General features: G+C 38.9%; 16 protein-coding genes. 7 read left to right on the top strand and 9 right to left on the bottom strand.

From position 1 onward, the window contains the following. Window positions 1–36: 36 nt before the first annotated feature. Together IL355_RS17805 and IL355_RS17800 are read right to left on the bottom strand one after the other, a co-directional pair. The gene (locus IL355_RS17805; protein WP_225621323.1) at window positions 37–1,128 is read right to left on the bottom strand and encodes a DUF6807 domain-containing protein; all 1,092 of its coding nucleotides are present in this window, start codon (window positions 1,126–1,128) and stop codon (window positions 37–39) included. Window positions 1,129–1,164: 36 nt separating this feature from the next. Then, a complete protein-coding gene (locus tag IL355_RS17800) occupies window positions 1,165–1,764 on the bottom strand; it encodes a 3-keto-disaccharide hydrolase (RefSeq protein ID WP_192463444.1) in 600 nt (199 codons plus the stop codon). Between the two features lie 153 nt (window positions 1,765–1,917). Here IL355_RS17800 and egtB point away from each other — a divergent pair, with 153 nt between their 5' ends. Genes egtB through IL355_RS17785 form a run of 3 tightly spaced genes read left to right on the top strand, consistent with a single transcriptional unit; the run spans window position 1,918 to window position 4,399 of the window. Then, window positions 1,918–3,078: an ergothioneine biosynthesis protein EgtB gene (gene egtB, locus IL355_RS17795; RefSeq protein WP_192463443.1), complete on the top strand. Its 1,161-nt coding sequence runs from the start codon at window positions 1,918–1,920 to the stop codon at window positions 3,076–3,078. A 22-nt stretch (window positions 3,079–3,100) separates the two neighbouring features. After that, entirely contained in the window at window positions 3,101–4,075 is a 975-nt protein-coding gene (egtD, locus tag IL355_RS17790) for an L-histidine N(alpha)-methyltransferase (RefSeq protein WP_192463442.1), read from the top strand. A 42-nt stretch (window positions 4,076–4,117) separates the two neighbouring features. Beyond that, window positions 4,118–4,399, top strand: coding sequence for a DUF427 domain-containing protein (locus IL355_RS17785; protein WP_192463441.1), 282 nt, complete (start codon window positions 4,118–4,120; stop codon window positions 4,397–4,399). 60 nt (window positions 4,400–4,459) lie between these two features. Here the strand turns inward: IL355_RS17785 and IL355_RS17780 are convergent, their stop codons facing one another. Then, window positions 4,460–4,759, bottom strand: coding sequence for an isoamylase early set domain-containing protein (locus IL355_RS17780; protein ID WP_192463440.1), 300 nt, complete (start codon window positions 4,757–4,759; stop codon window positions 4,460–4,462). Between the two features lie 171 nt (window positions 4,760–4,930). Next, entirely contained in the window at window positions 4,931–6,019 is a 1,089-nt protein-coding gene (locus IL355_RS17775; RefSeq protein WP_192463439.1) for an aminotransferase class V-fold PLP-dependent enzyme, read from the bottom strand. A 69-nt stretch (window positions 6,020–6,088) separates the two neighbouring features. Here IL355_RS17775 and IL355_RS17770 point away from each other — a divergent pair, with 69 nt between their 5' ends. Together IL355_RS17770 and IL355_RS17765 are read left to right on the top strand one after the other, a co-directional pair. After that, entirely contained in the window at window positions 6,089–6,481 is a 393-nt protein-coding gene (locus tag IL355_RS17770) for a 2TM domain-containing protein (RefSeq protein ID WP_192463438.1), read from the top strand. A gap of 67 nt (window positions 6,482–6,548) precedes the next feature. After that, complete coding sequence (locus IL355_RS17765; RefSeq protein WP_192463547.1) at window positions 6,549–7,037, top strand: dihydrofolate reductase; 489 nt, start codon at window positions 6,549–6,551, stop codon at window positions 7,035–7,037. On the opposite strand, the gene murI is transcribed toward IL355_RS17765, so the two are convergent. Beyond that, window positions 7,034–7,822 carry a glutamate racemase gene (gene murI, locus IL355_RS17760; RefSeq protein ID WP_192463437.1) on the bottom strand — a complete coding sequence of 263 codons (789 nt, stop codon included), beginning with the start codon at window positions 7,820–7,822 and terminating at the stop codon, window positions 7,034–7,036. The two genes, IL355_RS17765 and murI, sit on opposite strands and share 4 nt — an antisense overlap. A 5-nt stretch (window positions 7,823–7,827) precedes the next feature. After that, entirely contained in the window at window positions 7,828–9,483 is a 1,656-nt protein-coding gene (gene pafA / locus IL355_RS17755; protein ID WP_192463436.1) for an alkaline phosphatase PafA, read from the bottom strand. Between the two features lie 108 nt (window positions 9,484–9,591). Here pafA and IL355_RS17750 point away from each other — a divergent pair, with 108 nt between their 5' ends. Together IL355_RS17750 and IL355_RS17745 are read left to right on the top strand one after the other, a co-directional pair. Continuing rightward, window positions 9,592–10,329, top strand: a complete 738-nt coding sequence (locus tag IL355_RS17750; RefSeq protein WP_192463435.1) for an MlaE family ABC transporter permease — start codon at window positions 9,592–9,594, stop codon at window positions 10,327–10,329. Continuing rightward, on the top strand, window positions 10,329–11,096 hold the full coding sequence (locus IL355_RS17745; protein WP_192463434.1) for an ABC transporter ATP-binding protein: 768 nt from the start codon (window positions 10,329–10,331) through the stop codon (window positions 11,094–11,096). Before IL355_RS17750 ends, IL355_RS17745 begins: the two co-directional genes overlap by 1 nt. Window position 11,097: 1 nt before the next feature. Here IL355_RS17745 and IL355_RS17740 read toward each other — a convergent pair whose 3' ends face one another. The 3 genes from IL355_RS17740 to IL355_RS17730 form a co-directional block, all read right to left on the bottom strand. Then, window positions 11,098–12,570, bottom strand: a complete 1,473-nt coding sequence (locus IL355_RS17740; RefSeq protein WP_192463433.1) for a DUF389 domain-containing protein — start codon at window positions 12,568–12,570, stop codon at window positions 11,098–11,100. Between the two features lies 1 nt (window position 12,571). Further along, window positions 12,572–13,651 (bottom strand): mannose-1-phosphate guanylyltransferase, encoded by a 1,080-nt coding sequence (locus IL355_RS17735; RefSeq protein WP_192463432.1) that lies wholly within the window; start codon window positions 13,649–13,651, stop codon window positions 12,572–12,574. A 126-nt stretch (window positions 13,652–13,777) separates the two neighbouring features. Then, the gene (locus tag IL355_RS17730; protein ID WP_192463431.1) at window positions 13,778–14,380 is read right to left on the bottom strand and encodes a SprT-like domain-containing protein; all 603 of its coding nucleotides are present in this window, start codon (window positions 14,378–14,380) and stop codon (window positions 13,778–13,780) included. Window positions 14,381–14,382 lie beyond the last annotated feature (2 nt).

The following is a 14,382-nucleotide window of genomic DNA, read 5'->3' as shown; positions in this document are numbered from 1 at the left end:
CGCACCATCCGGATTTTTTATGGTTGTACCTTTCTTCTACTTCACGAAATCTTCGTGCATGGTGTTTATTTCTTCAGAGGAAACATCTCCGTTCGCTATTACAATTCGGTGCTTGAAAGTAGTGCTCTCGCCCTTTTTAAGCTCAAAATTGAGAGTTTCTTTGCCCTTGCTAAAGACATTCTGACCCAGCGGATTGGCAGCGAAAAGCCCGTAGCCACGCGAATGCCAGTAGGTTGGATACCCAACATTGTCTTTATGGTCCATTACCACCAAGGCAATTTTTTCATCGCCGATAGTTGAATGCAGATTCACCCATTTAGAACGTTTGGCCCAAGTATCCAAACCTTCAATACCATCGGCATTAATGTAATTACCGTTCACACCCTCATTATTAAGAACTGCCACAGGCGTGGGATTGCCACTGGCGTCGGTAAAGACTACAGGCTCATCAGAAGGCAATTCCAAAGCTCTTGTCACCCTAATACCCAACATTCCTTCTTTGTTATCCTTAAACAGAACGTCTTCCTTGTTTGCCGTTAGCTTGGTAATTCGGTCAATGGTGTACACATTATCCTTTCCCCTAAAAACAAAAGTGGTGTTTTCATTTAAAAGTACATCTCCATTTGGTGCCTGCCATTCCATGGAAACTTTAAGTTGGGCCTCATCATCCCCATCCTCAGTTGCCTCAATAGTTTTGTGGATAATGGTACCATAGTCCTCTCGCTTTTCAACGGCTATTGAATCGCTATTGTTCCAAAAATCAAGTCCGTTTACATCTCCGTAATTGAACCATACTCCCACGTGGTGCGGATGGTCTACCCGCTCCCCGACGGAAGGCTCTAATGGAAACTTACGGGTAATTTTGGTGCCCTTAGGGGTTACGAGGGGGTACAGTACCGGTTTTTTGATGTTTGTTGGATATCGATAGGAAGTAAACAAGTTACCATCAATCATTACGTCTACCTTTCTACCTGCCTCATCGGTGACTAGTTGAATTCTTTTTTCAGTTTCTTCCGGCATAACGGTTTCTTCTTTTTTAGGTTCACCCTTGCACGCTATCATACTTAAGGCCAACGAAAATGTAATCGTTTGCACAATGGAGCGAAAATTAAAAATTCTTGATTTCATTTTATACGAATTATGTTGGTAGTTAAGTTTCATCGGTTATTTTATTTCTCCAATTTTTATGTTTCTAAAACTAGCGGTCATATCTCTTCCGGGGTGCAACTGTAATCCTATAGGTCCCTCTTCCGGAACATTTTCAGAAGTATAGGTCACTACTTCCTTTCCATTAAGCCATACGGTGTACACATTGTCAACTGCCTTTATTTTGATAGTATTCCAGTCATTGGGCTTTAGTATTTCAGCGACACCTTCGGCCTCTACCGGATATCCCTTTCCTACTATATAGGGTGAACCGGTCATATCTCTTTTTAAAGAACCTGAGATACCCATCTGAATTTGCTGTGTTTCCTCGCGCAAGAATATACCGGTATCTACGGTACCCTCACCGTAAAGGAACTCTGTTTCCACAACGAAGTCGTTATAGTTCTTATCTGTCCAAAGAATAGATCCGGTTTGTTCAGGGTCGCTTTTTGTCTTTAGAACACCGTCATTGATGGTCCACCAAACGTTATTTTCAGGTTCTACCCACCCCTTAAAATTTTTGCCGTTAAAGGCCTTCTTTAACTTTACTTCTTGGGCCATGCCCCATTGAGATACTCCAAAAACCAAGAGCATCCCAAAGCAAACTTTTCTTAACATTTTAGTAGTTTTAGTTGTGATTAAGGCATGAAAATAGGGAATAATTACCAATTCCTTAATGCTATGATGTTGTTTATTTGAACTAACCTTAAACTTTTATGGGCTAATTTTAAAAAGTCCATTATCCGTACCTTTAGTTGAAATCCTATTTTGATGATACTTACCGATTCTCTACTTGACTTTTTTATAGAAACACGAGACTATACCGAGACAATTTGCAAACCTTTGGAAACGGAGGATTACGTGGTACAACCTATTGTTGATGTATCTCCGCCCAAATGGCATTTGGGGCATACCACTTGGTTTTTTGAAGAGTTTATTCTTAAACCCCATAGCAAGGAATATCAATTATATAATGAGGATTTTGCCTTTGTATTCAATAGCTATTACGAATCGGTAGGAAAGAGAGTAGTTCGTTCCAATAGGGGTAATTTGTCCCGCCCTTCCGTAAAGAAAGTCTATGAATACCGAGCGTATGTTACAAGGGCCATCAATGAAATGTTTCAAGAACCGCAGGAAAAATTCTTGAACGATTTATTGGAAATTGGTATCCACCATGAAAAACAGCATCAGGAGTTATTGGTTACGGACATCAAATACATTTTGGGAAACAATCCATTACTCCCAGTATATTCTAAGGACTTTTTGGAACATGAACCTGAAAACCACTTGCAGGAATGGCTAACTATGGAGGAGGGAATCCACCCCATAGGTCACAGTACGGACTCCTTTTCTTATGACAATGAGTTGGGCAGGCACCAAGTATTTTTGCAATCCTATCTAATTTCCAACAAATTGGTGACCAACGGTGAATTCTTAGAATTCATTTATCATGGGGGCTATGAAAATTTTGAAAATTGGCATTCAGAAGGTCTCGATTGGATCAAAACGAATAATATCAGTTCCCCCTTGTACTGGCATTTGGTAGATGGAAATTGGTTCCATTATACTTTACAGGGTCTTATTCCAATTGATATGGCCGCTCCTGTCACCCATATATCCTATTATGAAGCCTATGCCTATGCCCAGTGGAAAGGATGCAGGCTACCCACTGAATTTGAATGGGAAACAGCACAGAACTTTTTTCCGTGGGGCAAAAGATGGGAATGGACGGAAAGTGCCTACCTGCCCTACCCTAACTATCAAAAAGCACCCGGTGCCTTAGGCGAGTATAACGGAAAGTTTATGGTCAACCAGAAGGTGCTCAGGGGAGCTTCGGTGGCAACACCCAGCAATCATTCAAGGCCCACCTATAGAAATTTCTTTCAACCGCCCTTACGTTGGCAGTTTACCGGATTTAGATTAGCAAAATAATACATATTTATCATCGCCTATTATGCAAGAAACCATTGTTGATATAAAAGAGACCCAATTTGAAAAGGATGTACGAAAAGGACTGACCGATTTTCCTAAACACCTTTCTTCCAAATATTTTTACGACCAAAAGGGAGATGCTATTTTTCAGCAAATCATGCATCTGCCCGAATATTATCTCACCGGATGTGAGTATCAAATTTTCAAAGAGAAAAAATACGAGATAGCCCAAATGTTCGCAAAAGATGGGCAACCCTTTAAGTTGATCGAACTGGGTGCAGGGGACGGCAAGAAAACCAAAGTTTTACTTAAAGAGTTTGTTCACCAAAATCTAGCTTTTAAATATCAACCCATAGACATTAGTCACCATGTGCTGCAAGGGCTTGAGAAATCACTTTTGGAAGAAATACCCCAAGTAAACGTGGTGCCAAAGCAAGGAACTTATTTTGAAGCCCTTAAAGAGCTAAGTGATGAAAACGGCATGCGTAAAATAATTATGTTCTTAGGAAGCAATATTGGCAATCTTTTACACCATCAGGCCATTCTTTTCCTTAAGGATGTTCAAAATTTGATGAATAAAAATGATTTGCTTTTTATAGGCTGTGACCTTAAAAAGAACCCTCAGACCGTTTTGGACGCCTACAATGATGCTTCCGGAATTACAGAAGCGTTCAACAAGAATTTATTATCAAGAATAAATACTGAAATGGATGCTGATTTTGACTTGGACGAGTTTAAACATTGGGAAGTCTACAATCCTGAAAGCGGTACCGCAAAAAGTTACTTAGTTTCCAAAAAAGCTCAAAAAGTTCATATAGGCTTGTTGGATCTAACCGTTAACTTTGAGCCTTGGGAAACCATTCATACGGAAATATCACAGAAATATGACGACGCTTCCATGAAACGCCTGGCGCAAGAATCTGGTTTGGAAATCTGTGATGAGTTCACAGATAAAAAACACTTCTTTAAAAACTATGTATTAAAAACTGTTAGGTAAGTTTTTAATCCCTAAAGCCACTACCAATGTAAATTGAAGGATATGAAAGCAATTTGGAACAATGCTGTACTAGCGGAAAGTGAGGACACCAAAGTGGTTGAAAACAATCACTATTTCCCTGCGGATAGTATAAAGAGCCAATATTTTAAAAAAAGTAATACCCGCACCACCTGCCCATGGAAGGGTGTAGCGTTCTATTACTCCATAGTGGTAGAGGGCAAAATCAATGAGGATGCCGCTTGGTATTACCCTGAAGTTAGTGAACTTGCAAGGGATATTAAAGGAAGAATAGCCTTTTGGAAAGGTGTAAAAATAGAGCCCTAAACATAAAAAGCCGGAACGAGTTTTCGTTACCGGCTTTTTAATTAGTTCTTTCTTGAAAAACTATACTTCAAGAATGGCGTTTTCTCCACCGGCGTAATCGTTCCATTTGTAACCGTCAGCTTCCGCTTCGTTTACATAATCCCCGTCAATGATATATTTGAACTCGTAGGATGATTCTTTTGGAAATTCCAAAGTACCCTTGAAGTTTCCATTCTTCAACTTTTTTAACGAACTATCCTTACTTGCTTTCCAATTGTTGAAATCCCCAACAACCGCTACTTTTTTTGCATCTTCTGCAGGTACTGTAAAGGTTACTTTACAAACCGGTCTTGACTTTAAATACTGTTTAGTAATTGCCATGGTAAAAAATTTTTATTTGCTAATTGTTTTTCTGTTAAGTTTGAGCAAAACTAACATATTAATATCCTCACATACAAGGCTTAAGATATTTTTGTCATTTTCGCAATTATTAGATAACATTTAATTATTACGTTTAAAAAACACGCTAAGTATTTTCCTATAATTTAAGAACTAACTAGTTGATTGTAAAATTTTTAACGTTTCCTCAACATCTTCCTCCGTGTTATAAAAATGAAAACTTAATCTAATACCATTTCCCCGGTGTGAACAAACTAAATCTTTACTTTCCAATTTCTTTAAATAGGCCTCATTTCCAGGGATATTAAAAATGGTGCTTTGTTCTTTTCGAGAAACTATTTCAGTTGATAATAGGTTCATTTCCTTTAACCCCTCCATGCTTTTTAAACTCAATTTCTTTAGATGGCTTTCAATAGTTTCCAAACCAATTTTTTCTAAATACTCTAGCGAAAATTTGAGGCTACCAAAATTTAGGGTGTCCAAATGACCAGGTTCAAAGTGTTTGCAAAATGGAATAGTATTTTTCCCTTCCAAATTTCCATTGGAGGCATAAAAACCTAGGGTTTTTAAATGAAATCTTTCTTCTATGCCATCTTTAAACAACATAAACCCATTGCCATAACCGGAAATAAGCCATTTATAGGCACTGGCTCCCAATACATCAATGGGAGCCGCCTCAAAATTAAAATCAGCTGTTCCACAAAACTGGGTTCCATCAACTATTATCAATAAATTTGGATATGCTTTTTTCACCTCTCTAAGAAATGGAAGGCCTATCTTAATCCCGCTGGCCCATTGCACTAAGCTCAAAGCCAAAACACCAAAGCTTCCGGTTTCTAGTTTCTTTAGGATATGGTCTTCTACATTAGCATCCAAAATGGCATAATCAATAGTAAAATCCCTACTTTCAAAAGGCCAATTAACAGAAGGATAATCATCCTTTACCAACAGTACCTTTTCATTTTTTGAAAGACCTTCCAACAAAATATTAAGGGCCAATGAAAAACTTTGTACCAAGGCTGTGTTCTCCAATTTACTACCAAAGAAAGAAGCCACGGTTTCTTTAACTTGCGGTAATAATTCTTGTGTAGCTTTTGTTTTAAAATTGCTTCCGCCAATTAAAAAATCCAAATCATGTTCCTGCCTCCAGGTCATTAACGGTTCGCTTAACAGTCCTGCAGAAGCCGTATTCGCATATAGGTATCTTTGTAAAACCGGAAAATCTTTGCGTACTTGTTTCATCTCTCTATTTTGAAACTAACTAATTGCCGTATCTTTGAAATACGCACTGTTGTAAAGATAACCATATACATGTTTTCAAAAAGCAATAAAAAAACCGAAGTGGAATTGGAACAGCATGAATTGCTGGAAAATGCGCAGACCCGAATCAAACAAAAAAAGCGGCTTTATGTTCACTTTGTTATCTTTCTTATAGGAAGTGTTTTTCTTGTTTTCATCAACAAGATATTGAACTACTGGGAAACGTATGATTGGTTTATTTGGGCCATTACTTTTTGGGGGTTTATTTTTGCCATACACGTATTCAATGTCTTTGTTACCCAAAAATTTATGGGTAAGGAGTGGGAACGGCAGCAACGTGAAAAATTGGTTGCCAAGCAGAAGAGGCGTATTGCAGAGCTTCAGAAAGAAATTGAAACCGACTTTCCAGTGTCTAAAGTCAATAAAAAACCTTTGGAACCCTAGTCCTTCTAAATTTTAATTTTATTATTTCGGTTAACTTACTTAAACCATTTTTGTGAAAACCATTTGTATGATAGCGGCGGCAGCCGAAGATAACTCCTTAGGAAAGGACAAGGATTTGCTTTGGCACCTTCCTGATGATTTTAAGCGCTTTAAAAAGTTAACATCTGGCAATCCCATCATCATGGGCAGAAAGACTTTTGAGAGCTTTCCAAAACCGCTTCCCAATAGAAAACACATTGTCATAACCCGAGATACCAATTATTCAATACAACATAATAGCTGTATTGTGGTTCATTCATTGGAAGAGGCGTTGGAGCTTGAAAAACATACTGAACTTATTTTTATCATTGGGGGCGGTGAAATTTATAAGCTTGCCGAACCGTTCAGTACGAAAATTGAACTTACCCGGGTACATGCTACATTTAAGTATGCAGATACTTTTTTTCCCGAAATTAAGGAAGATACTTGGCAATTGATATCCGATGAATTTCACCCTAAAGATGAAAAGCACAAATTTGCTTTCACCTATCTTACGTACGAGCGAAAACTGAATTAAAAATCGCTTTTTTCAGTTTTATAGTTCACTGAGGACCTTTTTATAAAACCATCCAAAACCGAAAGGTTTCCGTTTGTGTAGAATTGATGAAATCCCTTTGTAGGGGAATCATTTAGAAGTTGGTTCCTTTCAAGAATTGATTTGGTCTGTCTGGCAACAGCCTCACCAGAATCAATGATTTGTACCGTCTCCGGAAGCAATTCCTTCAAAACAGGTATTAAATAAGGATAGTGGGTACAACCCAATACCAGATAATCGATTCCCTTTTCAATCATAGGTTCTAAATAAGAACGCAAAAGTTCCCTCGTTTCAAAAGAATCAACTTTACCCTGCTCTATTAAAGGTACCAAACCCTTTCCCTCACGTTCCATAACCGTTATTCCACGAGCATGATTTTCAGATGTGCTATGAAAAAGGCTACTGGCCAAGGTTCCTTTGGTAGCCAAAACGCCTACGGTTTTAGACCTGGATTGTAAAGCTGCAGGTTTTATGGCAGGCTCTATACCAATAAAGGGAACATCAAAATTTTTCCGTAAATATCCAATAGCGTTCGTGGTAGCGGTATTGCAGGCAACTACGATTATCTTTGCTCCCTTATCGAGAAGTAGCTTAGTGTTTTTAATACTTAGCTGAAGTATTTCTGCGGATGATTTTTCGCCGTAAGGAGCATTTTTGCTATCGGCCAAATAAACCGTATCCTCTTGGGGTAACAATTTTTGGATTTCGTTCCAAATGGATGTACCTCCTACCCCTGAATCAAATATGCCTATGGGACCATTTTTCATCGTGCCTATTCCAGTACTTGATGGACGGGGCTTCCTGTGGCTCCATTAGGGAACGCAATGCCCAATAGCGCCGATATGGTAGGTGCTATATCATCAATTTCGGTCCTTTCAACGGTACTTCCTCTTTTCACACCCTTTCCAAAAAACAGTAGGGGTACATGGGTATCGTAAATTTGGGGAGACCCGTGGGTAGAACCGGTTTTTCCGTAACTAATAGTCCCGGGCTTGAGTACTACCAACACATCACCGGAACGTTTTTGATTGTAGCCGTTTTGAAGTATATAAGGAATTCCGTGGGTATAATTGTTCTGCCACATTTGATAGGCCGTATAAGTTCTGTCCACGCCATCATAATTCAATAGTTCTTTGGCTATCATCTCCTGTACCTCCCTAACATTTAAATCCAAATTTTTAATCACATCGTGGTCCAGAAAATATTGGTAGTTAGAAAAGTTTTTGATGATATCCGTGGTACCAAAGGTAAAATCCAAAAACTGTTCAAAGTTTTCTTTGAAGCTATCCCATTCTATATAGTTAGCTGGTATTTTTTGGTCCTTTATGTAAGATGGAACCTCTATTGCAGCGTGATCGGCGCTTAAAAAAACGGTATACGCTCCCTTACCCACTTCTTTATCAAGAGCCTTGAACAACCGTGCTAAATCCGCATCCAACCTTAAATAGGTATCTTGAATTTCTTTGGAATTTACACCAAACATATGCCCCACATAATCCGTACTGGAATAGCTTACGGCCAAGAAATCCGTATCGTCATCTTTTCCAAGATTTTCAGCTTCCAAGGCCTGCAAAGCAAAATCTGTGGTAACACTGTTTCCAAATGGGGTAGCTTTCAACAGGTTGTATTCTCCGTTGGCAGCCCAAAGTTTAGGCAAATCATGAGGGAAAACAGGAGCCGTCTCTCCATCAAAAAGTCCTTCGTACTTATTATTATCCGTACCGCTTTCTACATAGGTAGAAATTTTCTTTAAGGTTTCCCACGGCTTTTTATAATCATTAAGGTAATTACTGCTATTAAAATTATCAACCCACTTAGGAAGCGAATTCATATAATACGAACTTGTAATCCATTTACCATCTGCAAACCAATAGGCCGCATTGGCGGTATGCCCTCCAGGAAGTACGGCACCTCTGTCCTTCAAGGCAATGGCAATTGTCTTTCCTCTCATTTGTGTACTTAAGCGCACTTCATCTGTAATGGTAGTCACATTCATTCTATGCGGTGACATTTTACCATCATCCGTGGTGGTCCCAACAGAACTATAAGTATCATCAGAAGCACAATAAACAGATTCGCCGCTTTCCTTATCATACCAGTTGTTACCAATAATACCGTGCGTTGCAGGGGTTGTCCCCGTATAAACGGAGGTATGACCGGGCCCGGTACTTGTTGGCGCATAATTGTAATGGTTATTTTTACAGTTAAAACCCTCCTCAACCATTCTTTTAAAACCGTCGTCTCCATAGTGGTCCCAAAAACGGGTCAGGTAATCATATCTCATTTGATCAACGATGATACCAACTACCAATTTTGGCTTCTCATTTAACTGTACAGGTTCTTCTTTTCCCCTTTTCTGAGCAGTGAGCGAAAGGGTAAAAACGCTGGAAAAAGCAAGTGATAATAGGGTGGAAAATGTCTTGGGCATATGTTTGATTTAATTGTGGCAAAAGTAAATAAATTCCCCCTTTAAAGTTTAAATGCAGGTTAAATCAATTCCTAATTGCTATTTTTACCAATAGAAACCAAATTTTGCATGAACTACGTAGCATCTATTGGCAGCTACGCCATTATGATAAAAGAGGTCTTTAAAAAACCTACTAAATGGCGTATAATGAAGTCGTTGATATTAAAGGAAATAGACGAGCTGATTTTTGGTTCCTTAGGTATTTTAATTTTCATTTCCTTTTTTATTGGGGCGGTAGTAGCCATACAAACCGCCCTCAACATGACCAGTGAGCTTATCCCAAAGAATCTTGTTGGTTTTGCCACAAGACAATCTATTATTCTTGAATTTGCCCCTACCTTTTGTTCCATCATCATGGCAGGGAAAGTTGGTTCCTACATTACCTCGAGTATAGGAACTATGAGGGTTACAGAACAAATAGATGCTTTGGAGGTTATGGGTGTGAATGCGCTTAACTATCTAGTATTTCCTAAAATAGTCGCTCTTTTAATGTACCCCTTTATCATAGCGGTCTCCATGTTCGTTGGTATTTTAGGCGGTTGGGTAGCCGCTACTTTTGGCGGACATAGTACCAGTGCCGATTTCACTGAGGGACTTACATTAGATTTCATCCCCTTTCATGTTACTTACGCCTTCATAAAAACATTGGTCTTTGCTTTTATTTTGGCAACCATACCTTCATTTCATGGGTTTTACTTAAAAGGAGGCGCTCTGGATGTAGGCAAGGCCAGTACCACTTCATTTATTTGGACAAGTATTGTCATTGTCATTTTAAACGGAATATTAACCCAACTCCTGTTAGGCTAATGATTGAAGTAGACAACATTCATAAATCTTTTGGAGACGCACATATCCTAAAGGGAGTTTCCACCACGTTTCACAAAGGGCAGACCAACCTCATTATTGGCCAAAGCGGATCGGGAAAAACCGTTTTTCTTAAATGCTTGTTAGGTCTTCATAGCCCTGAGAAAGGTACCATTAGCTATGACGGAAAGGCGTATAGCAAGCTGAATACTGACGAAAGAAGAAACCTAAGACAGGAAATGGGGATGGTATTTCAAGGAAGTGCCCTTTTTGATAGTATGACGGTTGAAGGTAATGTTAGGTTCCCTCTTGAAATGTTTACCAAACAAGCAAAATCAGAAATGCAAGATCGTATCGATTTTGTTCTTAAGAGGGTGAATTTGGTAGACGCCCATCATAAGTACCCTTCCGAAATTTCCGGAGGGATGCAAAAAAGGGTAGCCATTGCAAGGGCCATTGTAATGAACCCAAAATACCTCTTTTGTGATGAACCAAATTCAGGACTCGACCCTAAAACGGCCATTGTCATAGACAATTTAATTCAGGAAATTACCGAAGAATACGAAATTACCACCGTTATCAATACGCACGATATGAATTCCGTAATGGAAATTGGCAAGAAAATTATCTTCCTCAAAGATGGCCTTAAAGCTTGGGAGGGCACTAATAAAGACATCTTTAGAACGGATAATGAAGCAGTTACCAATTTTGTATACTCTTCAGACCTATTTAAAAAGGTACGGCAAATGTATTTGGAAGAACGCAATTAATTTATTGCGCATTACGCACCTGTACCGTTGTATCCTTTAACCTAACTTGTAACCACTGAAGCATTTTTTTGTTCTCGGCAGCTCTTTTTGAAGGTGACAAACCTTCTTTCCAAACCGGCTCAAAAATAGAAAGGGTATCCATTTTTTTAAAATCGCTTCTTATTGCTTTCCCATATTGAAGTGAAACCAAATTCTCATAATTGGCCTTTGCCTCCTTTGTGATATCCAAAAAAGGTATTTGTTTGGTTTGTATTCTTTTTAAACGCCCCACTTCGGCCTCCAATAAAGCTATTTTTTCGTCCTTATTAGAAATTTGATTTTTCTGGGATTCATAAAGCTCATTAATATATTTCAATTGGTCCACTTGTTCATTTTGCCCACCTTGAATAACATGTAATTCCGTATTCCTAAGACGAGGGAAATCATCATCTTCCTTTAACATGGTATTCCATGAGGCGATAATATTGGGCGGAATATTTTCATTCCCCATACATACTACTTCGATCAATGGATTTTCGCCTTCATTATATTCAACAGTGGTGAAGTTGTTCAAAAACCTGCCTCCGCCTGTGAACTGATACTTGGCAATGGTGGCATCAACAAACTCAGCTGCCTGCTTTTTAAAAATAGACTCTTGAAATACCTTGTAAAAAGTATATCCTGCGGGTACCATGACCAGAACGGCTACCACGGAAGCAATTCTAGCTATACTCCTGCGTCTGGCAGAGTTGGCATACCTCACCATAGGGAATTTCAACAACTTTATGGTCAAGAAAGTTGCCAAGGCAATAAATATGGTATTGATAATGAAAAGGTACATGGCACCAAAAGCATAGCCCAAATTTCCAATGGCCAGTCCAAAACCAACCGTACAAAGTGGCGGCATCAACGCCGTTGCAATAGCCACACCAAAAATAACACTGGCAATGGTACCCTTTTTCGCCCGTGCAATTACCAAGGCCAGACCACCAAAAAAAGCGATAAGAACATCCCGAATATCAGGAGCAGTACGCGCTAAAAGCTCAGAAGATTCATCCTGTAACGGAAAAAACTCAAAGAATAGATAAGCGGTAAGCACACTTAACCCAACCATTACCCCAAAGTTCTTGAGAGACCTCCTTAGTGTATCTATATCATTGATTGCCAAGGACATTCCCAATCCCAAGATAGGGCCCATAAGAGGAGAAATTAACATGGCCCCAATAACCACGGCAGTAGAATTGGCATTTAATCCAATAGATGCAATGAAGATGGAGCAGATAAGAATCCAAGAGGTATGGCCTTTAAATGGTATATCTGCAATAATCGCTTGTTTGGTAGCATCTTGGTCCGTATTGGTCCTGATGTCCAACAGCTCCCTAAAAAATTTACGCAAATTCTCCCAAAGTCCCTTGGCGTCTTTCTTTATAGCCTCTGCACTTTCTTTTGGCTGCTCTGTAGGGGTAATATTATCCTGATTTAATTTTTCGCTCATATTACGCGTAAGAATCGCCAAAAGTATCCTTCACCTTGGCCAGCACCTTTTTAATATCCTGTTCTTTTTCCTTTGGATAAATTAGTAAAACTTCCTCTTTATCCACTATAATATAATCCTTTAACCCGTCTACGACCACCACCTTATCCTTGGGAGATCGAATCATATTGCCCGACGCATCCTGCGCCAACACCTGACTATTTACCACTGCATTATTGGAGGTATCTTTATCCAATTTATCGTATAGAGAGCCCCAAGTTCCTAAATCATTCCAATCAAAAGTTGCAGGTAACACATAAATGGACTTAGAATTCTCTAATATGGCATAATCAATGGAAATATTTTCTGCCTTTGGATAATTCTCCTTTATATATTCCCTTTCCTCAGGAGTATTATAACAACTCATTCCAGAATCGAACAACTCAAACTGTTGTGGCTGGTACTTTTTAAAGGCGTTGACAATTGTCTTTACACTCCACATAAATATACCTGCATTCCATAAAAAATTACCTTGTGCGAGAAACTCCTTTGCGGTTTCATAATCCGGTTTTTCCCTAAATTGATGTACCTTTTTAAGACCCTCACCGCTATTTTTATCAAACTCGATATATCCAAAACCCGTATTGGGAAAGGATGGTTTAATACCTAACGTACATAGAACTTCTTCCTTTTCACATTTGTCAAAGCAGGTGGTTACATCCTTAGCAAAGGCTTCTTCATCTTCTATCCAATGGTCACTTGGAGCTACGATCATAACCCCATTTGGATTCATCTTCTGAATTTTTAGTGCCGCATATAGGATACAGGGTGCCGTATTACGCATGGCAGGCTCCAATACTACTTGAGATTGGTCTACCATTGGTAATTGCTCCAACACTAAATCATTGTAACGCTCGTTGGTAAGAATAAGAATGTTCTCCGTAGGTACGAATCTATTAAGGCGCTTAAAAGTTTTTTGAATAAGCGTATCTCCCGTACCAAGCATATCATGAAATTGTTTGGGATAAGAGGAGGTACTAATGGGCCAAAATCTGGACCCCACACCCCCGGCCATTAAAACTGCGTAATAATTCTTATTCATAGTTGTTTGGATTTAGGGCATGTTTGATGAGTGATACCTTTTTAATTGCCCCAAGGTTCATATTTATTAATAGTACGTTCAAATATAACTTTATGTTACATTTAGAAATTATTTAATGGGATTCATTTAAGAATCCACCAACTCTACTTCAGCATTGGGCTGAAAAAGATACATTCTTCCTGTAGAAATCTCCACACATTCGTATCTCTTTACCCTTCTATTCCCTTTTTTATATAATTTACCGTTGTATAGTCTAAAAATACTTCCGGTAGGTAATTCAAAAACGTAGGATTTATCTGATTGTTGTGTATCAAACTGTTTCAACGCAATAGACAGTTTTGCATCTGTACTACTACTTGCCTTTGGATTTTTAAAATGATTGGCCAACAAGGGCAAAAGTTGTGTAGGAAATACTTCTGGCCGTATGAAAGGAAGCATTAAATATTGAAAAGTACGTTTCCATTCCATACCATGGGGCTTTATTCCTCTCCCATATTTCTCAAATGCCACTAGGTGAGCAATCTCATGAACAAGGGTAATCAAAAACCGGTATTTGTTTAAGGTAGCATTGACGGTAATCTGATGCTTTCCATTAGACATTCTTCGGTAATCACCGTGTCTGGTAACCCGTTCGTTGACAATCTTTAGGTGCACTCCGGTTTTCTGAATCAGCTCAAAACAGGAAGGCACGGCCCTTTCGGGCAAATATTTATTTAAAATGTGATGCACTG

This window comes from Euzebyella saccharophila, assembly GCF_014855495.1.
Lineage (GTDB): Bacteria > Bacteroidota > Bacteroidia > Flavobacteriales > Flavobacteriaceae > Euzebyella > Euzebyella saccharophila.
Note: the sequence above shows the minus strand (reverse complement) of the source record. Positions and strands in the feature narration are given on the sequence as shown.